The organism is Neobacillus muris, from assembly GCF_943193175.1.
GTDB classification, from domain to species: domain Bacteria; phylum Bacillota; class Bacilli; order Bacillales; family Cytobacillaceae; genus Neobacillus; species Neobacillus muris.
Genome location: NZ_CALPDF010000011.1, coordinates 36,038 through 58,508, shown reverse-complemented (window position 1 = coordinate 58,508; position 22,471 = coordinate 36,038). Strand labels below are relative to the sequence as shown.

Here is a 22,471-nt window from a genome sequence, read left to right as displayed (position 1 = left end):
ACGGCAGGAGACGACACCTTTTCTTTTTTGCATTAAAAGGTTGATTCAGTTACATTAGTAGGTATGAAATTTCTGGGCAAAACCGCATCTGACAGCGGTTCGTTATGGCCAGTTTTGAGGTGAATGATATGCAGCTCCCAGAGCAATTTTTACTAAAAATGAAAGACCTATTAAAAGAGGATTTCGATGATTTTATTCATAGCTATGAGGATAACCGGGCTCAAGGCCTTCGGGTAAATACCTTGAAGATTGGACTTGAGGAGTTTCAAAACATCAGCCCATTTACATTGAAAAAAATTCCTTGGGTAAAAGAAGGATTTTATTACGGGTTGGAGGAACGTCCCGGGAAGCATCCTTATCATGATGCCGGATTGTATTATATTCAGGAGCCGAGTGCGATGGCCGCGGCCGAAATGGTCGATCCCAAACCTGGAGAACGGGTTCTCGACTTGTGCGCAGCGCCTGGAGGGAAAACGACGCATATCGCGGAAAAAATGGAGCAGCAAGGGTTCCTGCTGACCAATGAAATCCATCCGGCGAGGGCCAAAATCCTTTCGCAAAATGTCGAGCGGATGGGCATTACCAATGCTGTGGTGACAAACGAAACGCCTGCCCGGCTCGCCCAGCGATTTCCCGCCTATTTTGACCGGATCATGGTTGATGCCCCATGCTCAGGAGAAGGAATGTTCCGCAAAGACCCTGAAGCTTGTGCGGAGTGGAGCCCGAAGAATGTAGAAATCTGTTCTATGCGGCAGCTGGACATCCTGGACTCGGCTGCTGTCATGCTCCGCCCAGGCGGACGGCTGGTTTACTCTACCTGCACCTTTTCTCCTGAGGAAAATGAAGGGACCATCAGCCAGTTTTTGAAGCAGAACCCGCATTTTGAAATCGAGCATGTTCAGGTATATGAAGGCTTTTCCAAGGGCCGCCGGGATTGGGCAGCAGAGGCCCTAGCGGCTATCGAGCAAACCATCCGAATTTGGCCGCATCAGGTTCAAGGCGAAGGCCATTATATTGCTGTATTGAGAAAAATGGATGGCGAGGAACCGGCCAAACGAAAATATGCCAAAACAGCGGCTGACAAAAAGCTGTTAAAAAGCTATCAGCAATTTGCTGAAGAGGCCCTAAAGGAAGCTCCAAAAGGGGAATACCTCTTGTTTGGGGATCAATTGTACTTGGTGCCAGAGGAGCTGCTGTCTCTTGAGCAATTAAAGGTCATACGCCCGGGATGGCATTTGGGGACGATCAAAAAAAACCGCTTTGAACCCTCTCATGCCCTGGCCTTGGCCTTAACAGAAGACCAGGTTGTTCATAAATGGAATCTAAACAGCGATTCCCGTGAATTGGCTGCCTATTTGAAAGGCGAATCGTTACCTGCAGAAGGTCCAAAGGGCTGGTACCTGGCAGAGGTTGACGGCTATTCCCTCGGATGGGGCAAAGTATCCAACGGGGTATTGAAAAACCATTATCCAAAAGGATTAAGATGGACAGGCAATTTTTAAAATAAATAGCTGGCATGTATAGAATGACGGATATCTTCAACCTTTGTCTATTCTGCCATTAGCTGGATGACATGTGAATGATACGATCAGGCATGGGGGTGCAATGACAAGTTCCTAGGAACAATCATTGCATCCCCATGCCTTTTTTAGTGTTATTTGGCCAAAGGGATTATATTTTTTCTTTTTTCGTCATTAATAAGTAGTAAAGAAAATAGAGGATGTTTCCAATCCCCTAACTTCTTGGGATATATTACCTGTTAATGGGAAAAACATTCAGATAGAGGATGTTTTAATCCACGATTGGAAACGATTTCGATGAATGGTGAGGGATATACGTCCTTGTTCAAGAGGGCAATCAAGTCGGCCGTTAAGCTGAGTCTGCCAATTTTTAAGCAGGCTAAAGGGGGTGGTGTTCTTTCGAAAGCCGCAGGAAAGGCATTTTGGATTTGCCCAAGCATTTATCTTTTTATTGCATTATTTTCTAGGGGGTAATGAAAAATGATGAAATATCTGCAAAGACTTGGCCGCTCCTTGATGCTGCCAGTAGCCGTATTGCCAGCTGCCGCCATCTTAATGGGGATTGGTTACTGGATTGACCCAAGCGGCTGGGGGGCTGACAGTCCGCTGGCTGCCTTTTTTATCAAAGCAGGCGGTTCAATTATTGACAATATTCCCATCTTGTTTGCTGTTGGTGTTGCCTTGGGAATGGCCAAAGAAAAAGACGGGTCTTCCGCATTGAGCGGCTTGGTCGCCTACCTGGTTGTGACGACCCTTTTATCCACTAACTCAGTGGCTTTGCTGGAAGGAATTGACGCGGAGAAAGTCGATCCAGCGTTCGCTAAAATTGGTAACGCGTTTGTCGGCATACTCTCAGGTATTGTAGCTTCCATGATGTATAACCGATTCAGTCATGTTAAACTGCCAGATGCGTTGGCCTTCTTCAGCGGTAAACGGTTAGTGCCGATTATGACGGCGGTCTCCATGATTATTGTATCTGCTATTCTTTTCTTTGTCTGGCCTGTCATCTATACAGCTTTAGTTTCTTTTGGTAAAGGTATTGCTGAATTAGGCGCTATTGGTGCCGGCCTTTATGGTTTCTTCAACCGTTTGTTGATTCCAACAGGATTGCACCATGCCTTAAACTCTGTATTCTGGTTTGACGTTGCCGGCATCAATGATATCGGGAACTTCTGGTCAGGCAAAGGGGAAAAAGGGGTAACAGGTATGTACCAGGCGGGATTTTTCCCTGTCATGATGTTTGGTCTTCCTGCCGCTGCCTTGGCCATGGTTCATACCGCTAAAGACAAAAAGAAAAAACAGGTATCCTCCTTAATGTTAGCAGCGGGTTTTGCTGCCTTCTTTACAGGGGTTACGGAGCCAATAGAATTTGCGTTCATGTTCGTGGCACCCATGTTATATCTAGTACATGCCATTTTAACTGGAATTTCTTTAGCAATTGCGGCTGCGTTCCATTGGACAGCAGGCTTTGGGTTTAGCGCCGGTTTGGTCGACTTTGTGTTAAGTTCAAGACTTCCGCTTGCCAACAGCCCGTACATGCTGCTCATTCAAGGATTAGTATTTGCCGTGATTTACTACTTCCTGTTCCGTTTCATCATCACCAAGTTTAATTTAATGACTCCGGGCCGTGAGGAGGATGATGAAGAAACAGAAGGAACAGGTTTAGCTGGCGGAGAGAGCAAATTTGCTTCTATGGCTGCAACCATTTATGAAGGATTGGGCGGGGACGCCAACGTCCTTTCCGTCGACAACTGTGTCACACGACTAAGACTGGAAGTAAAAGATATGAAAGCGGTGGACCAGAAGAAAATTAAGTCTACAGGGGTACCAGGCATTAATATTGTCGGGGAAAACAGCATTCAGGTCATTGTCGGCACGAACGTCCAATTTGTGGCGGATGAAATTGCGAAAATCCGCAAGAGATAACGGTTACACAAGGAAGCACCCCCAGTATGTGAAACAGGGGGTGCTTATTGTTTTGTTTACTTGTGTCACTCCGTAAGCAGGGAGCCGTTCAAGAACCAATGATAAGTGGTATGATTTAAAATAGTAATTGTAATATTCCTTCTGTGTGCCCCTGCTATTTAGGAAATAAAGAAGGTACCCGATGATAGGAGTTATCCATGAAAGAACATTATTATGATAAATTGCTAAATATTAAAACAAGAGAGGAACAACAGGGCTTCCATAAGTCGCTGCATTATCATCGCTATGAGCCGACTCCCTATAGCGGCTTGGAAGAGTTATTTCGCGAGTTTGAAGTCAAAAGCAGCGACCGCGTGGTGGATTTTGGCTGTGGGAAAGGGAGATTAAACTTTTATATTCACCATTTTTTTCATGCCAGCGTGGTTGGCATTGAAATGAGCGAGGAGCTTTATGAGCGGGCACTCGCGAACCAATCCAGCTATTTGAAGAAGACGAAGGAGCGACCGGATAAGCTTCATTTTTTGTGCTGTTTGGCAGAAGAATACCCTATTGACCCGGAGGACAACTGTTTCTACTTTTTTAATCCTTTTTCGATTCAAGTGTTTCGCAAAGTGATAAACAATATTTTGTTATCGGCAGAGCAATATACCCGTGATGTGGCATTGATTTTATATTATCCATCTGAGGATTATATTTATTATTTAGAAAATTATACTGCTTTTGAGTGGGAAAAAGAGATTCCGGTGCCGTATGTGTATTCGCATAATCAGAATGAAAGGTTTTTGATTTATCGGCTCAAATCGTAAACGCGGGGGAATAAGGTTAAATGCAAAACCTCCAATTTAACATATAAAGTTAATTAGGAGGTTTTGCATGATTTGATTTTTATGATGGTCCATGCAAGCAAGGGGAAATGGACCATAGAGATGATTAGTGGGTAATCGAGAAGATATTTCGCGATTACCTCTTTTTTTATTTTTGACTCCCGATTATTTTCATGAGGACAAAACCAGCAGGAAATAAAAGCTTTTTGTCGTCATGACTTCCCAAAATAAATAAACGACAAAAACAGTACTAAGCACATTTCACACACCTGTCACTTTGTGGGAAATTTTGTAATTTGATTTAAGGCTGTGATACAATTACAAAATACTTTTTACGCCAAAGACAGGGGGATGGAAATGCATCGAAAAATAATCCTTTCAATAGTGGCTGCAGGGCTCATTTTGTCCACCGGAGCAATCTATGTTAAATCAAGCGAGCATCAAGCTGAAAAACAGCGAACACGTGCAGCACTCAGCACTCCGGATCCTGCTTCCATGTACAAAACCATTGAATACCTATCGGCCGCACCGCGCGAAGCCGGCACAAATGGTGAATGGAGGGCTGTCAAATACATAGAAAAGCAATTTAAACGTTACGGATATCAAACCGAGATTCAGCCATTTCCAATTTATCATTATAAAACCAACCAAATTTCTGTAAAAATAAACGGGATCACAATAAATGAAACCCCAGAACCATTTACTGGGGACGCCTCAGGAAGAGTCTCAGCCCCCTTGGTTTATGCCGGAAAGGCACAAAAATCAGACATCAACGAAAAGATAAAGGGCAAAATCGCCCTCGTTGAACGAGGAGACATCACCTTTGTAGAAAAAGTGCAGAACCTCGTGAACGGGGGAGCAATTGGTGTCATCATGTTCAACAACAGCCCAGATGGAATCGTGGCCGGACAGCTGCCTGACAATGTCACATTCCCAGCCGTGGCCATTTCCAGAAAAGCCGGATTAACACTGGTGGAACAGCTCAAAACTACACCAATCACAGCTAACATGGAAGTGGATATCACAAAAATAGAGACAACCTCCTATAATGTCATTGCATCACGGAAACCAGATAAGAAACATGACACGGACCAAATTATTACCATTGGGGCCCATCATGATTCCGTACCTGAGGGATCAGGTGCCAATGATGATGCCTCTGGAGTCTCAGCCGTTCTAGAACTCGCTAAACTTTTTGCTAAAACACCCATTGATACCGAGCTTCGCTTTCTTACCTTTGGTTCAGAAGAAAAAGGGCTAATCGGTTCAACCTACTATGTGAACCATCTTTCTAAAAAGGAAATCAGCCAGATCCAGGCGCATTTTCAAATGGATATGATTGGCTCCAAAAACGCGGGAGGACACCATCCTGCCGGCGGTCTAATTATGTATACTATTGACGGAAGGAAGAATCTTGTCACCGATCTTAGCGCCGCTGCTGCCAAGCAAGTTACTTTTGAAGTCATCCCATATGGCAAATCAGGGCGGAGCGATCATGAACCGTTTCACCAATTAGGCATTCCGGCTGCCTTATTTATGCATGCACCAGTCGAACCTGACTATCATAAACCGACAGATACCATTGATAAAATTAGCAAGAAAAAGCTTAAGCAAACGGCTGAAATCATCGAGGACGCCGTTTACCAAATAGCCGATCCCACCACACCAGCCATATCCAAAGGAAAAGCCATACAGGAAGGGGTAGACTATCCGTTCGAAGACCGTACACTCGAATAATCTGATAGAATAATGGTAACAAATTTAGCTGGATGGTTGGGTGAAGACGATGGAGGAAAGGAAACGAATTGAAGTCCTTGATTATTTGCGGGGATTTGCCCTTTTGGGAATCATTCTTGTCAATGTCATCCCGTTGCTGTCTCTGAAACCGCCAATGCCAGATTCAGCTGATGCAGCGTATGGGCGGTTTCTCTATTTGTTCGTTGAGGGACGGTTTTATACCATTTTTACTTTTCTGTTCGGGACTGGATTCTATCTGTTTCTTTCCAAAGCATTTGCCAAAGGCAAGAATGGTTATCTCTTATTTTTGCGGCGGATCCTTGTCCTGTTCCTTTTTGGGCTGATACATGTCCATTTCCATCCTGGCGAAGCATTAACCATTTATGCGGTATGCGGCCTTCTGCTTCTGCCTTTTTACAAAGTAGCAAAAGAAATCAATCTGGTGGCCGGTTTCATTCTTCTAGTTCTGCTAGGCTATTTTGCCATAAAAATCTTAATGGTCATCCCCTTGATGCTGCTTGGTATTGCAGCGGGACAATATCGGATTTTTGAAGAAATAAAGGCGGATAAGCTTGCTATATTCACCGGTGGTATGCTTGTCCTGAGCATCGGAGGGCTCATGTATCAAAATCAGTATGCCCTTGGGACCCTGCCATTTTTGCAAGCTGGTATTGCCGTCGGCCCATTGGTCTCGGCTTTTTATTCCGGTCTGTTGATTTGGCTGGTGAGAATTAAATTTTTTCAAAAGATCTTAGCACCGTTAAAAAGCTATGGAAGGATGGCACTAACCAATTATGTTTCTCAGACCGCCTTCATCCTGATTACGGGAAATGGATGGCACTTTTCCGGAAACATCACCTATCTGCAATCCCTGTTATTTTGTATCGTCATTTACGCCATCCAACTTAGCTTTAGTGTTGTATGGCTTACATATTTTCGTTATGGTCCATTGGAATGGGTTTGGCGGATGGTTACCTATCTTGAAATATTGCCGATTCGTAAGGAAAGAGGTCTGCCTTAAGCGGCAGCATGGGTTTACCGCCTGAGAATTTCTGGTATAAAAAGGGACGCCGCGTGATGATGAGGAAGGTTGGGTGACGCTGCTTTTGAAGCCTGAATTGGATCGAAAAATTAGGCGGAGTGCCCTGCTGGACATATGGCCCGACACATGGCAAAAGGAGCGGCTTATTTCGTATAGCGGTTGGCATAGCTGGAAGCAACGAAAGCATCAGGCTTGATTTTGGGTTCCACTCCCATCGATTCCATTCTCGCAACCATTTCTTTGACAAATTCACTTGTTTTGTTCCTCTTTCCTGACCCGATGTCAATATGGCCTTCCATAGAAAAGGTTGCCCCTTGATAAAGATAGGGAAGAACAATGCTAATCATGGCGTTTTTTTCTTGGTCGGTAAACATGGACACAATCTCTTCTGTTAGGGACAGTTCAAGCGAAATCCGTTCATGCAAGTGATTCATTCTCCGTGGGATGACCACCTTGTGAATACAAGCCCATACCCCTTTTCCAACATTCTGGATCACAATCCCCGTAATAAACCGAGTGTAGGTTTTATGGACTTGGGAATCCGTTCCGACCATTAACCGATAATTCCCTCGGGGATCGCTCTCCATAAATTTTAGTATTTTCTCCATTACCTGCTCAAATGTCATCCTCTTCTCTTGAAGATTCTGAAACAAAAGGCTCGTAAGCTTAGGATTTTTCATCATAAACCACCATATCTTTCCCTTCCTGAATAGTTTTTTCAGCAGGAGTTGTTACTGTTATCTTATGGAAGGAATCGTACATGCGTGCTGTAATGGAACCATTAAATGGAATGTTATTTTTATCATTATGAAAGGCGCTTTTGCCTTACGCTATGTTAAACCATATTATTGGCTTCGCCGAGGTATGAATATTTTTCTGCAAAGTAATGGATTCTTAATAATAATGTGGAGCACCCTTCATTGCCAATGTATGGCGAAAATGCAGCAGGGCTGAAACAGCTTTTGATGTTAAAGGATCACTGCCTTGATTTCTCTGATTTGGTCCAAATGCCGCTTTTCGTGTAAATAGACGGTTTCGACCCATTGATTAAGCGGCAGGCTGCCCAAGAAGGGATGTTTGGCGGCTTTAATGGTTAAAACAAGCTCGTCATCAATCGTATTAAGGACATCAAGCAGCTTTGTTCTTGATTCCTCGAGCATTTGTATAATTTGTTTTTTAGGAAAGGGCCCTGTGCCTGGCAGGAGCAGATCAGGAGCTTTCACCTTGAAAGAACGGTCGGTTAAGAGCTGTAATGGTTTTTGTTTAGGCAAATACTCCTGATCCGTGCTTTTCGTAAGGCCGTACATAATCGATTTGGTAAAAAATAATTCAGATAAATACAAGTGGATGCCTATTTGGCCAACACTCCATGTATTTTGGTAAGGAGCCCTGTTTAGGTCTTCATCGGTAAAAGAACTTATTTCTTTTAATAGAATGAACCGCGTTTCTGCCAATTTTTCCTTCATTGCATCTAAATGAACCATCTTATTTCCTCCTTCAGCACTAAATCCATAGTCCCTTAATTTTATATTCGTTCATTGGAAAAGTATTCCTTTTTGGGGGACCGGGCACTTTCTCGTGAATATGGACATATTTTTCTAAATCTTTTGTCTAAGGTAATTGACCAGAAATAGGATAAAGGAGTACAATGTAAACATAAGTTTATTTTTGAAACAAATGTTTAAAAGTGAGGGGGGAAGGACTTGTCTAATGGTATGACGGAAAAGGAACAGGCGATTTTTGAGATCATCTGCAGGAACCCCTATATTTCTCAGCAGGAGCTGGCCGAAACGGTTGGCCTATCGAGGCCTTCGGTAGCCAATATCATCTCCAAGCTGACCAAAAAAGGCTATATCATTGGCAGAGCCTATATCGTAAAAGATTCTCAGCAAATCATCTGTATTGGCGGGGCTAATTTAGACAGGAAGCTGCAGGTGAAAAATAAAGCCCAGCTCGGCACATCGAATCCGGTTCGTTCCTCACAAAGTGTGGGGGGAGTGGCAAGGAATATTTCGGAAAACTTGGGCAGGCTGGGTATGGAAGTGACCTTGCTAACGGCATGCGGAGCTGATAGTGACTGGGCATTTATTGAAGATGCTTCTTCCCTTTATATGAAGTTAGATCAAGTCACAAAACTTCCTGGAATGTCCACTGGTTCTTATTCAGCGGTGCTGGATAACGATGGTGAACTGCTAATTGCCCTTGCTGATATGGAAGTGTACGAGGCGATTACGCCAGAGCTGCTGATCAGGCAGGAAACCCTATTGAGCAGCGCAAAATGCCTTGTAGCTGATTTAAACTGCCCAAAAGATACGCTTCAATTTCTGGTTAATTTTTCCGTAAGGTATGAGCGTCCTTTGGTTTTAATCCCAGTTTCATCTCCCAAAATGGACCGGCTGCCGGATGATTTAACCGGCGTGACCTGGTTAATTGCCAACCGGGATGAAACAGAATCCTATTTTCATAGTGAGATTACCAATCACGACGAATGGAAAAGCGCGCTGGAGAAATGGCTTTCGATCGGGATATCCAATGTTGTCATCACAAATGGCAAACAGGGGGCGATGATTGGAAATCGGGAGGAAGGCATTTATTATATACCGGCTGTAGAAATTCAGGAAGTGGTGGATGTGACTGGAGCAGGTGATGCCTTTTCAGCGGCTGTTATTTTTTCCTGGTTAGAGGGGAAAAGTTTAAAGGAAATTGCTCTAGCAGGGACAGTCAATGCCGCCAAAACCCTGCAATCAGCATCTACCGTCCGTCAAGACTTAACCGCAGCACAGCTGATCAAAGACATGGAGGAACAATCATGAGAGAATATATTACTTTATCAGAAGAAGTCCGTATTGCACAAGAACAAGGGAAACCTATCGTAGCATTGGAATCGACCATCATTTCACACGGTATGCCGTATCCGCAAAACGTCCAAACAGCACGTGAAGTCGAACAAATTATTCGTGATCTGGGAGCTGTGCCGGCCACGATCGCCATAGTGGATGGAAAAATTAAAATCGGCTTATCAGATGAGGAGCTGGAAATGTTCGGCAAGAGCTCAGATGTAGCCAAGGCATCCCGCCGAGATTTAGCGTACCTGCTCGCCGCGAAGAAAAAAGGAGCCACCACGGTTGCGGCCACCATGATTTGTGCCGAACTGGCAGGGATCCAAGTGTTTGTAACAGGCGGGATCGGCGGGGTTCACCGCGGTGCTGAAACCTCGATGGATATTTCAGCCGATTTGGAAGAATTGGCCCAAACAAATGTAGCGGTTGTTTGTGCAGGAGCCAAGTCGATTTTAGACCTAGGTTTAACTATGGAGTATCTTGAAACAAAAGGTGTTCCAGTTATGGGCTATCAAACAGAGGTGCTTCCAGCATTCTATACCCGCTCGAGCAAATTCAATGTGAACTTCCGTGTCGATGATGTCGAGACGATTGCTTCGACCTTAAAGACGAAATGGGATTTGCAGATCAAAGGCGGTGCCATCATTGCCAACCCGATCCCTGAAGAGCATGCCATGGATGAGGCAGCCATCAGTGAAGTGATCGAAAAAGCATTGAAGGAAGCCGAGGAGCAGCATATTTCGGGGAAAGACGTCACTCCATTCCTGCTGGCAAAAGTGAAGGAGTTAACCGGCGGAAAAAGCTTGGAATCTAATATTGCGCTGGTAAAAAATAATGCAGTTCTAGGCGCAAAAATAGCTGTAAGTTTGCATTCCTTTCATTAAGGATATTTTTATAAATATAAAAATGACAGAGATTCTGCTCTGTGATTTTTTTTGAATTAGTGCCAGTCATCCTAGTGCCTTTATGAAGAGATTAGTAGAGAAAAAGCGTGGAGAGGGTAAATAGGAACACTCCCATGATTTATAGACATCTGGGCAAACTTTCATGCCATAACCAATAAATGGCCCTATATAAAGGTTTTTTGAAAAAATGGGACACAGCCGTTGCCATAATTCCTCCTTTTCATAATGTACAGTAAACCGTTATGAAAGGAGGAACAATCCTTGTTTGGATATTCAATGGTTCAAATGGTACGAGCCCACGCGGAAAAACTGGACAGGCCATTAAGGGGGGAAATCCTAAACCTATATAAACCCTTCAAAAGAACACCTTGCTTTTTGCATAAGATGTTCGAGGGCGTCCTCAAAAAGGCAAGAAAGATCCCCGTTATTATTGAATTTGAAAAAGATGGCTTTGAAACAGGATGCCATCAAGTAACGGGGATCATGAACAAGCATGTAAGGAACGGCATCAGGCAGGAATATAGCAGAATTTCCTGCTGCAGTGCTAATGTGACCGCAACCAGCCTAGAGGAAATGCTCAAAAGCTGCAGCCATATAAAAAGGGTCTATTTAAACCGGAAAGTACATGCACTCCTTAATACGGCCGTCCCCGCAGCCAAGGCGAAAAATGTGATCCGGAACAATACCGTCTTAACGGGAAAGGGAGTAACGATTGCCGTAATTGATACAGGAATATATCCTCATCCTGATGTATCAGGCAGAATCATAGGGTTCAAAGATTTTATCAATAATCGGACTGCCCCTTATGACGATAACGGCCATGGAACGCACTGTGCTGGTGATGCGGCTGGGAATGGCAGCGCATCTGGACATAAATATGCGGGACCTGCTCCAGAAGCGAACCTCATTGGCGTTAAGGTTTTAGACAATAGCGGGTCTGGTTCCTTAGAAACCGTCATGCAAGGGATTGAATGGTGTTTGCAATACAATGAAGGCAATGCCAGAAAGAAAATTGACATCATCAGTATGTCGCTGGGCAGTCCGGCTCAAGATTATGGAAACGAGGATGCCGACCCAATGGTAAAACTGGTAGAAGAAGCATGGGCGGCCGGAATCGTTGTATGTGCTGCAGCAGGAAATGAGGGACCGGGAGCCAGAACAATTGCCAGTCCGGGAATTAGTGATAAGGTTATTACTGTCGGTGCATTTGATGATAAAAATACGGCTGGCAGGGGCGATGATGAAGCGGCCAGCTTTTCAAGCAGGGGACCGACCATTTATAACATCTCCAAGCCAGACATCTTGGCGCCTGGAGTGAATATCGTGTCATTGCGCTCCCCTAATTCTTATTTAGATCGGTGGCAAAAATCCAGCAGAGTAGAAAATAACTACTTTGTCTTATCTGGCACCTCCATGGCAACACCGATTTGTGCTGGAGTTGTCGCCCTAATCAAACAGCATAAGCCCAACGCATCACCGCAGCAAATAAAACAATGGCTGGTAAATGGCGCCGATAAGGTGCCAGGGATGGACCCCAATATTTATGGGGCAGGATATTTAAATGCCGAAAATTCAATTCTTCAAAAATAATTAAGTAGTGCCAACGATAGCGGGAAACCACCTAAGCGGGCGGAACTCAAAATAAAAAGGCGGTATGGCCATTTTAGGTTAATACCGCTTCTTTTTTCGTCCCTCCATTAAGCGCTGATAGCCGGTTTTTTCCGCACTGTTTGGACTGGAGCATTAACTCGTCTGCCTGGATATAAGCCTTTTCAAGAGGAAATTCTTTATTGACTTGGTAGAAATAGAGTCCGAATGAGGCGGTATAGGAAAGCATTTGAATTTCACCGTTGTACTCAACCTCTACGGCGTTGTTTTCAATTCCTTTTAGCATGTCCGTCACTAATTCCACTGTTTGGTCAAAGTTTCGAAAACGAAGGCATAGCGTAAACTCCTCGCCGCCGCTCCTGAATAAATAATCTCCCCCTCTAAGAAAACTCTTAAGTGTCCCCGCAAAATGCTGAATCACCTTGTCGCCCACAGCATGATTATAGTTGTCGTTAATCGATTTAAATTTGTCGATGTCCGCCACTACGATTCCGATTTCTTCCTCTGCCTGATTTAATTCCGCCAGCATTTTATCCATAAAAGTCCGATTGTGGACACCGGTTAAGAAATCGGTGTAGGCCATCTGTTCAAATTTGTCACGTTCCAATTTATCTTGAATGCTTTGCGATTTGGATTGAAACGAAGCGCTAACCACATAATTTAAAATGAACACCATGAACAGCATTTCCCAGCTCTTATCCTGAAGGAAAATAAAAAGCAGCCCATTGGTAATGGCGACTTTCCCGTAATCTAGCAGACTGATATTTCGAAAAATAAAATTTGTGGCTTCATTACGTGACTTAAGCTCTCCCAAAAGGATAAAGACAATCACCATAAATGCCCCTGACAGGTAGGAGGAAATACAAACCAATAACAGCAGCAAAATCCAAAAACCAAAAGGAATGCCCGCGAAGCTTGTATGGAACTGCTGATACAAAAAGAATGCCGCTGAATTCGTAATGACAAAGCAGCCAATATTGTAAAACGTATCTGTTAATTCAGTCGGGTCTGCTGTCTTCGTCCATTTGCGATACAAATAAACGGAAAAGCGATAGACAAGTTCAAATATGAACAATCCTAACGGTCCGGCGAACAGCACGATGGACAAATCGTAAGTAATGCCATATTCGATGCTGGTACTGCCATTTTTATAAAAAACGCGAAGGTGAAAATATAAGATGGAGAAAAACCAGTAAACGATCAGAGCCTTGAAAAAATAGCTGGTATCTGCCAACAATCCTGCAAAGCTAAAAGCTATGGCCAATGAAATAAGAAATAATGAAAAGTCGTATAACCTAGCTTTCAGCATATCTACATTCCCTTCCTAAAAATAACATTTCTATTATAAAACACTTAAATTCAATTTGATAGATAGTTAAGTCGTGAATAGTTCGAAATATCAAACAAAATTTTTCGGTTAAATTTTTTAGTAAATGTTTTAGTAAAAATCATTGCCAGTTTTTATTTATAAGAGTAGAATAGGCAGTAGAAAAGGTTTACCTCTTTAATAAATGAAAGGGATTACAAATTAACTGCAATCGGTCACAGGAGGGTATATAAATGGAAATAACATCGCTAAACAAAACATTTTTAGAATTGTTTCACCTATTGCCCAAGCAGGCTTTTTTTGCTCCAGGGCGAATTAATTTAATTGGGGAACATACCGACTACAATGGCGGCCATGTTTTTCCATGTGCGATTACTTACGGAACCTATGCGGTTGCCCGGAAGCGGGAAGACCAGCTTGTCCGGCTTTACTCAGCCAATTTTCCAGATCAGGGAATCATTGAATTCAATTTAAATGAATTAAATTATGACAAAACACACGGCTGGGCGAACTACCCGAAGGGCATGATCCGTTACATTTTGGATGCAGGCTATCACATTCCGGCCGGCTTTGAATGTGCGATCCAGGGGAATATTCCAAACGGCGCAGGCTTGTCCTCATCGGCTTCCATTGAATTGTTAACTGGGGTCATGGCAAGTGGATTATTCCAATTGGGAATTCCGCGGCTTGATCTCATCAAGATTGGCAAGCGGGTTGAAAATGAATTCATCGGTGTCAACAGCGGAATTATGGACCAATTTGCCATTGGGATGGGGAAAGAGAATGCCGGTATTCTTTTGGATTGCCAAACATTAAACTACGAGTATGCCCCTATTGAACTTGAAAACCATAAAATTATCATTATGAATACGAACAAACGACGTGAGTTGGCTGATTCAAAATACAATGAGCGCAGGAGTGAATGTGAACTGGCCCTGTCGCAGCTTCAGCAGCAGCTTCCAATCGAGGCCCTCGGACAACTGACTGAACAGCAGTTTGATGAACATCAGCACTTGATTGCCAATGAAATCGTCCGCAAACGGGCTAAGCATGCTGTCTATGAAAATGTAAGAACGTTGAAGGCGCTGGAAGAATTAAAGGCAGGCAATTTGGAAGCATTCGGCCAGCTGATGAACCAATCCCATATTTCGCTCCGCGATGACTACGAGGTGACAGGAGTAGAGCTGGACAGCTTAGTAGAAGCAGCTTGGAATCAGCCGGGTGTGCTTGGTGCCCGGATGACAGGGGCAGGCTTTGGCGGTTGTGCGATTGCAATTGTTGAGAATGAAACAGTGGAAAACTTCATTGAAAACGTTGGGGCAGCCTATCAAGAGAAGGTTGGCTATGCGGCTGATTTCTATGTGGCAAGCATTGGCGACGGGGCAAAAGAGATTGATCTGGAGGAAGTAAAATGAGCATTCTTGTATTAGGCGGTGCAGGCTATATTGGTTCCCATGCCGTTTACCAATTAATCGACCAGGGCTATGAGGTTGTCGTCATTGATAACTTGCAAACAGGACATAGAGAAGCTGTTCATCCGAAGTCCCGCTTTTATCAAGGCGATATTCGCAGCCGTGAATTTATGCAGTCCGTTTTTGAAAAAGAACAGATTGAAGGAATCCTGCATTTTGCGGCTAATTCTCTAGTTGGAGAATCCATGGTGGAGCCGTTAAAATACTTCGACAACAACGTGTACGGGACACAAATTGTCCTCGAAACGATGAGGGATTTTGGCGTCAAGCACATCGTTTTTTCTTCCACAGCTGCCGTTTACGGGGAGCAAAAGGTAGTGCCGATTACAGAGGAAGCGGCGGCGATTCCAACCAACACGTATGGGGAAACCAAGCTGACGATGGAAAAAATGATGGCCTGGTGTGAAAAAGCCTATGGCATTCAGTATGTGTCTCTTCGCTATTTCAATGTGGCAGGGGCAAGAAATGATGGACAAATTGGTGAAGACCATCATCCGGAAACGCATCTGATTCCGGTAGTATTGGAAGCGGCTTTAGGGAAACGTCCGGCGATTACGGTTTTCGGCGAGGATTACGATACGCCTGATGGAACTTGTATCCGTGACTATATTCATGTAGAGGATTTAATTGCGGCCCACCTATTGGCCCTCCGCTACCTGCAAAATGGCGGCGGGAGCAATACGTTTAATCTTGGCAGCAGCCAAGGATTTTCAGTCAAAGAAATAATCGAGGCGGCTAAAGAAGTAACGGGGATCGACATTCCGGTACAAATGGGCGAACGGCGTGCCGGTGACCCAAGTACACTAATTGCTTCTTCTGCCAAGGCAAAAGAGGTGCTGGGCTGGAACCCATCCAGGACGTCGATCCAGCAAATTATCCGTGACGCATGGAACTGGCATCAGCATCATCCAAACGGCTATCAAAGGTAAGGTGAGAGACATGATTTATCAGCTTATACAGAAGCTTATTGACCGGGCGGCAGCAGCAGAACTTATCGAGAAGCAGGATGAAATCTATGCACGAAATCAGGTGTTGTCGCTGCTGCATTTATCGGACTTTCCCGAAATCGCCTTAACCGAATCCGTGACACCGGAAACCATTCCTGATTTGCTGGATCAGATGGTCGACTATGCGGTAGGCCAGGGAATCGTCGAAGATATTTTTGATGAGAAAGAGATTTTTTCAAGCAAGCTCATTAACTGCTTTATGGCCCGCCCATCAGAGGTCAATCGGCTGTTTTATGAAAAATATCAGCAGAGTCCTGAGGCTGCCACAAAATATTTTTATCAGTTAAGCAAAAGCAACAACTATATTCAAATGAACCGGCTCCGCAACAATATTGAATACAAGGTGCCGACCGCTTATGGGGAACTGGATATTACCATCAATTTATCCAAGCCGGAAAAAGATCCGAAAAGTATTGCCCGGGAACGGGAGGCCAAGCCGTCCTCCTATCCAAAATGCCTGCTTTGTGTGGAGAATGAAGGTTATGCCGGGAGAATTGGCCATCCGGCCCGTTCCAATCATAGGATGATCCGGGTGAATCTGCTGGATAAGGCATGGTACTTGCAATACTCGCCTTATATGTACTACAACGAGCATTGCATCGTGTTATCCGAAGAGCATACGGACATGAAAATCAGCCCGGATTCGTTCCGGAGAATTTTATCATTTGTCGAACAATTTCCGCATTACTTCCTGGGATCTAACGCAGATCTGCCGATAGTCGGCGGTTCGATTTTATCGCATGACCATTATCAGGGCGGAAATTACGAGTTTGCGATGGCGAAGGCGGAGTCCGACTGGAATTTTGAGCTGGCTGAGTTCCCGGCTGTAAAGGGCTCTGTAGTGAAATGGCCGATGTCTGTCATTCGGTTGAGCTCCAAACAAACCGACGAGCTTGTGCTTGCGGGTGCCCATATTTTAGATAAATGGAAGAATTACAGTGACGAGGCGCTGGGCATTTTGGCGAGGACGAATGAGACTCCTCATAATACGATTACACCGATCGCCCGGAAGCGGGGGGACTTTTTCGAATTGGATTTAGTTCTGCGCAATAACCGGTCAAGTGATGAACATCCGCTCGGGATATTCCATCCGCACGCAGATGTGCATCATATCAAGAAGGAAAACATCGGACTAATTGAGGTTATGGGGCTGGCCGTTTTGCCTGCCCGGTTGAAGGAAGAATTGAAGGAAGTAGAGAAATATATTCTTGGCCAATCATCCTCAGTTGCAGAATACCATGCCGCCTGGGCGGAGCAGCTGAAGGCGCAGTATGGGAATAGTGTTAATGAGGACAATGTTGAAACCATCGTCCGTGAAGAAGCAGGAAAGAAATTTTTGCGAGTTTTGGAAGACGCCGGTGTGTTTAAGCGGGATGAGGCAGGACAAGCAGGATTTAAGCGTTTCATCGATTCATTCATGTAAAGGGTGTGTATAGAGTGGAAATTAATAGTCAAGTCTTTGGACAAATTGATGGACAGCAGGTATTGGAATATTCTTTGACTAACGATTCGGGCATGACCGTGTCATTTCTGAACTTTGGCTGTGTCATTACGAAAGTGTTGGTGCCAGACCGTCAAGGGAATGTGGAAAATGTCGTATTGGGGTTTGACAACCTGGATGATTATTTAAAATGGTCCCCCTATTTTGGGGCCGTAGTCGGCCGTGTAGCAGGAAGGATTCAAGGAGCCAGCTTTGAATTGGATGGGAAAGAATATCATCTCACCGTCAATGAGGGGACTAACCAACTTCACGGCGGAAATAAGGGGTTTAATTCGGTTATTTGGCAGGCCGAACCAATTGAAGAAGAGGAAGCGGCCGGTGTCAAATTCTTTTATCGCAGTGTGGACGGAGAAGAAGGATACCCGGGAAACCTGGAAACAATTGTTACCTATTTGTTAACCAATGAAAATGAACTGAAAATAAGCTACGAAGCCAGAACGGATCAACCTACCTTAGTGAATTTAACCAATCATTCTTATTTTAATTTAAGCGGCCATAATAAACGTGACGTTTCGGAGCATAACCTAAAGCTGGATAATGATCGGTTTGTGGAGCTGGGACCGGATTTAATTCCGACCGGGACACTGTTGGAAACAAGCGGCACCCCGTTTGATTTTCGGGGGGGCAGGCAGATAAAGGATGGCATTGAATCTGTACATCCGCAAAATTTGCTTGCTGGAAACGGGTACGACCATCCACTTGTATTTTCTAAACAGGGAGAAAACAAAATTTTATTAAGTGAAGCAGAAAGCGGACGTGCACTTGAAGTGACGACCGATCAGCCTTGTGTGGTCGTATATACGACTAACCAGCTAGAAGGGCCATTTACGATCTCGGGAGTTCCAGCCAAAAAGTACTTAGGGATTTGCTTAGAAACGCAAGGCTTGCCAGATGCTATCCATCATTCAGAGTTTCCTTCAGTGGTGTTAAAGCCTGAAGAAGTCTATCGTCAGCTGACTGCTTTTCGTTTCTTTGTCCAATCATAAGGGGTTTTTATATGGCAACCATTAAGGATATTGCTCAAAAGGCTGGAGTCTCGATTGCGACTGTATCCCGTGTTTTAAATTATGATACGAGTCTTTCAGTCAGTGATGAAACAAAGAGAAGGATATTTGAAGCTGCAGAGGAACTGTCGTATAAGAAGAAAGCTGTGAAGAAGCAGGATGCTGGAAAAATGGCGCTGGTCCATTGGTACTCCGAGAAGGAAGAGCTTGAAGACTTGTATTATATGTCCATTCGCTTAGGGGTAGAAAACCGCTGCCAGGATCAAGGGATTCAGGTGATCCGGTGCCCGCAGGACCATTATGAGGATCTGAAACAGGAGGACATCCAAGGTCTTGTGGCCATTGGCAAATTCAGTTCGAAGCAGGTAGAAGAGCTGCAAACCATCTCCCCGAATATTGTCTTTGTGGATTGCTCACCAGATGAAGAACAATTTGACTCCGTTGTCGTTAATTTTGAAAAGGCAACGGTGAAGGTTCTTGATTATCTATTGGATAAAGGACATACGCAAATAGGCTTTATTGGCGGAAGGGAGATTTTTAAAGATCAAACGTCCATCATAGAAGACCCGAGGGAAACCACCTTTAAACGATATTTAGCGGAAAGGCAGCTTCTTGAATCGGACTTTCTGTACCAGGGAACATTTTCTGTCTCCGATGGGTATGCCTTGATGAAACAGGCTATCGCTGAACATGGTGACAACCTGCCGACAGCATTCTTTGCCGGAAATGACTCGATTGCGGTCGGGGCCTTGAGAGCGTTGCTTGAGGCGGGCATTTCTGTCCCCGACCGGGTAAATATCGTTGGGGTGAATGATGTCAGCATATCAAAATACGTGTTTCCGTCCTTGAGTACAGTAAAGGTGTATACGGAGCTCATGGGAGAGACCGCCGTTGACATGGTTCTGGAGCGAATCGAAGGCAGAAAAACAGCTAAAACTGTTTACATTGCCACCGAACTCATCCTTCGGAACAGCAGCTTTTAAATGAAGAGATAAAAAAGGTGTCAGACACTGACCTGGAGAACATCCATGGGAAAAGTGTCTGACACCTTTTTAAGCTTGTAAAGCCAGTTGGATCATGAGCTCAATCGCGGCTGGGATCGCGTTTTCGTCAATATCAAATTTAGGATGATGGTGCGGGTATTGGCTGATATCGCTTTTCATCCCAACATTGATGAATGCGCCCGTTTTTTCTTTTAAATAAAAGGAGAAATCTTCAGCGCCGAGAACAGGGTCCAATTCTATAAAGGCGTCTTCGCCAAAGGTATTTATGATCACAGTTTTGGCAAATTCGCAAGCTTCCGGGTGGTTGTATAATGGCAGTGTTCCTTCAATAAAGTCATAGTGCCCATTAGCCCCAAAACTTGCACATATCGATTCTGTCAACTGAGCCGTTTTTTGATGCATCAGTTCAGCTGCTTCGTAGGTCAAGGCCCGGATGGTCCCTTGAAGTTTGACTTCGGAAGGGATCACATTATAGGATTTGCCCGTCTGCATTCCTCCAAAGGAAATGACCCCGGCATGCAAGGGGTTTAAGCTGCGGCTTACGACGGATTGGAAGGACTGGATTAAATGGCTGGCGATATAGATGGGATCGACAGCATCATGCGGATAGCCGGCATGGCCGCCTTTGCCTTCAATCGTAATGTCAAAATCATCACTAGATGCCATAGCATAACCAGTGGCAAAGCCAATTTTGCCAAGCGGGACGTCAGACATCAAATGAATGCCGTAAATGGCATCGACTCCGTCTAAAATTCCTTCTTGTACCAGCTGCTTGGCTCCGCTTGGCGAAGCTTCTTCTGAGCTTTGAAAAATCAATACAATATTATTTTTCACTAAACCGGGGTTTTGGCTCATCCATTTTGCTGCAGACAGCAGGATTGCCGTATGCCCATCATGGCCGCAGCCGTGCATAACACCGGGAACCGTGGAAAGATAAGGTTTGTCCCCCTCTTCGTGAAGCGGCAGGGCATCCATGTCTGCGCGAAGGGCAATGGTTTTGGCACCTTCCGTTCCTTTAAAATAGCCAATCACATTTGGCTGTGAATACCGGGTATCGATCGGGATGCCAAATTCCGATAATTTCTCTTTTACATAGGCAGCTGTTGCATATTCTTGTCCTGATAACTCAGGGTGCATATGGAAATGTCTGCGCTGCTCAATGGCCCAAGCTTTCAATTCTGCATCTACTAAACTAGTTGGTAACATGGTGGACTCCTCTGTGCATTTTTATGCAATTAATTGTAGTATATATTCTAAATTACTTCAAGAATTATTATTTTCGATTAAGGATATCCCTCACATTGATTTTGCGGCAGGTTAAAAAAACATACAAACTATAAGAATATTTAGTTCAAAGTTCTTATATTCTGTCTAATGAAAACTCCAGCGAGTAAGCTATAATGGAATTAACTAAATTTTTCCATCGTTTGCGCGGAAATGCGGCGTCTGGAATTCCAGGTGCAAAAATGAATTGTGGGAGGTCTGACATGCAAAAACAAAAACTATTAATTAATGGGGAAAGACTGAGGCTGGAATTAGAACGATTTGCAGGATTCGGAGGAACGGAAAATAATGGGGTAACGAGGTTAGCGTTATCAGAGGCCGACCGCCGGGCAAGAGATTACTTCCGTTCCTGCTGTGAGGAGCTTGGAATGACGGTGACCGTTGACGATATGGGCTGCATGTACGCCACATTGCCAGGTGTTGATAACAAGCCGCCGATCGTCATTGGGTCCCATTTGGATTCCGTCAAGAAAGGCGGACGCTTTGACGGGGTTCTCGGCGTTTTGACGGGTTTAGAAGTGGTGCGGACGCTGGTGGACAATCAAATCAAACCGAATATGCCCATTACCATTGTGAATTTTACCAATGAGGAAGGGGCCAGGTTTGAACCTTCGATGATGGCATCGGGAGTGCTGTCAGGGAAATTTGATAAAGAAGTCATGATGGAGAAGACAGATGAAGATGGGATCACATTTGGAGAGGCTCTACGTTCCATCGGATATGAAGGGGACGAGGCAAATCGGCTGAGGGAGGCGGCGGCTTTATTAGAGCTTCACATCGAGCAGGGACCGATTTTAGAAAAAGAGGGGCTGTCCATCGGTGTTGTAGAATGTGTCGTGGGCATGGCCTGCTATGAAATCGAAGTGACGGGTGAGTCCGATCATGCCGGGACGACTCCAATGAGCATGCGGAAGGATGCCCTTTTTGGAGCGAATAACTTGATCAATGAAATCCGCAAACGCTTAAGTGTGTTGGACGAGGAGTTAGTTTTTACAATTGGCCGGGTCAATGTGTATCCAAGCATTCATACGGTAATCCCGAATAAGGTGATCTTTACGCTGGAAGCCCGCCATAAAGATATGGAAATTGTGAATGCGGTTAAAGGAATCATTGAAGGCCTTTCAAGCTTGGGGGTCAATGAGGGCTGTGAGGTAACGGCGACAAAATTGTGGGAGCGTGATACAGTTTGGTTTGAGCCGGAGCTTTGCCAATTATTAGAGCAATCCACTGAGTCTTTGGGATATTCCAATAAACGAATGGTCAGCGGAGCGGGGCATGATGCGCAGTTTATTGCCAGCTTTGTTCCAACGGCGATGCTGTTTGTGCCGAGCATCAATGGAAAAAGCCATTGCGAGGAAGAACGGACTGCTTGGGAGGACTGCGAAAAAGGGGTCAATGTGGTTTTAGATACGGTATTGGCGCTGCTTTCTAAATGACGTGTGAATCTGGACTTTTCCGTTTAGCGGGAAA

Annotated in this window: 18 protein-coding genes; 14 read left to right on the top strand and 4 right to left on the bottom strand. The window is 44.6% G+C overall.

Annotation, left to right across the window (positions count from 1 at the left end):
- Positions 1 to 104 precede the first annotated feature (104 nt).
- The 5 genes from NFS43_RS10120 to NFS43_RS10100 all read left to right on the top strand — a co-directional run bounded on the left by NFS43_RS10120 (position 105) and on the right by NFS43_RS10100 (position 7,028).
- Positions 105 to 1,502, top strand: a complete 1,398-nt coding sequence (locus tag NFS43_RS10120; protein WP_251551541.1) for an RsmF rRNA methyltransferase first C-terminal domain-containing protein — start codon at positions 105 to 107, stop codon at positions 1,500 to 1,502.
- Between the two features lie 498 nt (positions 1,503 to 2,000).
- Positions 2,001 to 3,446, top strand: a complete 1,446-nt coding sequence (gene nagE, locus NFS43_RS10115) for an N-acetylglucosamine-specific PTS transporter subunit IIBC (protein ID WP_251551540.1) — start codon at positions 2,001 to 2,003, stop codon at positions 3,444 to 3,446.
- A 197-nt stretch (positions 3,447 to 3,643) separates the two neighbouring features.
- Positions 3,644 to 4,252, top strand: a complete 609-nt coding sequence (locus NFS43_RS10110; RefSeq protein ID WP_251551539.1) for a class I SAM-dependent methyltransferase — start codon at positions 3,644 to 3,646, stop codon at positions 4,250 to 4,252.
- A 375-nt stretch (positions 4,253 to 4,627) separates the two neighbouring features.
- Positions 4,628 to 6,007, top strand: coding sequence for a M20/M25/M40 family metallo-hydrolase (locus NFS43_RS10105; protein ID WP_251551538.1), 1,380 nt, complete (start codon positions 4,628 to 4,630; stop codon positions 6,005 to 6,007).
- A 49-nt stretch (positions 6,008 to 6,056) separates the two neighbouring features.
- A complete protein-coding gene (locus NFS43_RS10100; protein ID WP_251551537.1) occupies positions 6,057 to 7,028 on the top strand; it encodes a DUF418 domain-containing protein in 972 nt (323 codons plus the stop codon).
- Between the two features lie 164 nt (positions 7,029 to 7,192).
- On the opposite strand, the gene NFS43_RS10095 is transcribed toward NFS43_RS10100, so the two are convergent.
- Together NFS43_RS10095 and NFS43_RS10090 are read right to left on the bottom strand one after the other, a co-directional pair.
- Positions 7,193 to 7,729: a ribonuclease H-like YkuK family protein gene (locus NFS43_RS10095; RefSeq protein ID WP_251551536.1), complete on the bottom strand. Its 537-nt coding sequence runs from the start codon at positions 7,727 to 7,729 to the stop codon at positions 7,193 to 7,195.
- Between the two features lie 288 nt (positions 7,730 to 8,017).
- Positions 8,018 to 8,533, bottom strand: coding sequence for a DinB family protein (locus NFS43_RS10090; RefSeq protein WP_251551535.1), 516 nt, complete (start codon positions 8,531 to 8,533; stop codon positions 8,018 to 8,020).
- A 231-nt stretch (positions 8,534 to 8,764) separates the two neighbouring features.
- Between NFS43_RS10090 and NFS43_RS10085 the strand changes: the two genes are divergently transcribed.
- From NFS43_RS10085 to NFS43_RS10075, 3 genes are all read left to right on the top strand, one after another.
- Positions 8,765 to 9,862, top strand: coding sequence for a carbohydrate kinase (locus NFS43_RS10085; RefSeq protein WP_251551586.1), 1,098 nt, complete (start codon positions 8,765 to 8,767; stop codon positions 9,860 to 9,862).
- Positions 9,859 to 10,773 (top strand): pseudouridine-5'-phosphate glycosidase, encoded by a 915-nt coding sequence (locus NFS43_RS10080; RefSeq protein WP_251551534.1) that lies wholly within the window; start codon positions 9,859 to 9,861, stop codon positions 10,771 to 10,773. The genes NFS43_RS10085 and NFS43_RS10080 overlap by 4 nt, the downstream gene beginning before the upstream one ends.
- A 282-nt stretch (positions 10,774 to 11,055) precedes the next feature.
- A complete protein-coding gene (locus tag NFS43_RS10075) occupies positions 11,056 to 12,384 on the top strand; it encodes a S8 family peptidase (RefSeq protein WP_251551533.1) in 1,329 nt (442 codons plus the stop codon).
- A gap of 73 nt (positions 12,385 to 12,457) precedes the next feature.
- Here NFS43_RS10075 and NFS43_RS10070 read toward each other — a convergent pair whose 3' ends face one another.
- Positions 12,458 to 13,711, bottom strand: coding sequence for a GGDEF domain-containing protein (locus NFS43_RS10070; protein ID WP_251551532.1), 1,254 nt, complete (start codon positions 13,709 to 13,711; stop codon positions 12,458 to 12,460).
- 251 nt (positions 13,712 to 13,962) lie between these two features.
- Between NFS43_RS10070 and NFS43_RS10065 the strand changes: the two genes are divergently transcribed.
- The 5 genes from NFS43_RS10065 to NFS43_RS10045 are packed head-to-tail and all read left to right on the top strand — an operon-like array spanning position 13,963 to position 19,696.
- Positions 13,963 to 15,144 (top strand): galactokinase, encoded by a 1,182-nt coding sequence (locus NFS43_RS10065; RefSeq protein ID WP_251551531.1) that lies wholly within the window; start codon positions 13,963 to 13,965, stop codon positions 15,142 to 15,144.
- Positions 15,141 to 16,130 (top strand): UDP-glucose 4-epimerase GalE, encoded by a 990-nt coding sequence (galE, locus tag NFS43_RS10060; RefSeq protein ID WP_251551530.1) that lies wholly within the window; start codon positions 15,141 to 15,143, stop codon positions 16,128 to 16,130. The genes NFS43_RS10065 and galE overlap by 4 nt, the downstream gene beginning before the upstream one ends.
- A gap of 10 nt (positions 16,131 to 16,140) precedes the next feature.
- Positions 16,141 to 17,631, top strand: a complete 1,491-nt coding sequence (gene galT / locus NFS43_RS10055) for a UDP-glucose--hexose-1-phosphate uridylyltransferase (protein ID WP_251551585.1) — start codon at positions 16,141 to 16,143, stop codon at positions 17,629 to 17,631.
- Between the two features lie 14 nt (positions 17,632 to 17,645).
- Complete coding sequence (locus tag NFS43_RS10050) at positions 17,646 to 18,695, top strand: aldose epimerase family protein (protein WP_251551529.1); 1,050 nt, start codon at positions 17,646 to 17,648, stop codon at positions 18,693 to 18,695.
- Positions 18,696 to 18,706: 11 nt separating this feature from the next.
- Positions 18,707 to 19,696: a LacI family DNA-binding transcriptional regulator gene (locus NFS43_RS10045; RefSeq protein ID WP_251551528.1), complete on the top strand. Its 990-nt coding sequence runs from the start codon at positions 18,707 to 18,709 to the stop codon at positions 19,694 to 19,696.
- A gap of 69 nt (positions 19,697 to 19,765) precedes the next feature.
- Here NFS43_RS10045 and NFS43_RS10040 read toward each other — a convergent pair whose 3' ends face one another.
- A complete protein-coding gene (locus NFS43_RS10040; RefSeq protein ID WP_251551527.1) occupies positions 19,766 to 20,923 on the bottom strand; it encodes a M20 metallopeptidase family protein in 1,158 nt (385 codons plus the stop codon).
- A gap of 281 nt (positions 20,924 to 21,204) precedes the next feature.
- On the opposite strand from NFS43_RS10040, the gene NFS43_RS10035 reads away from it, so the two are divergent.
- On the top strand, positions 21,205 to 22,437 hold the full coding sequence (locus NFS43_RS10035; protein ID WP_251551526.1) for a Zn-dependent hydrolase: 1,233 nt from the start codon (positions 21,205 to 21,207) through the stop codon (positions 22,435 to 22,437).
- Positions 22,438 to 22,471: the final 34 nt, after the last annotated feature.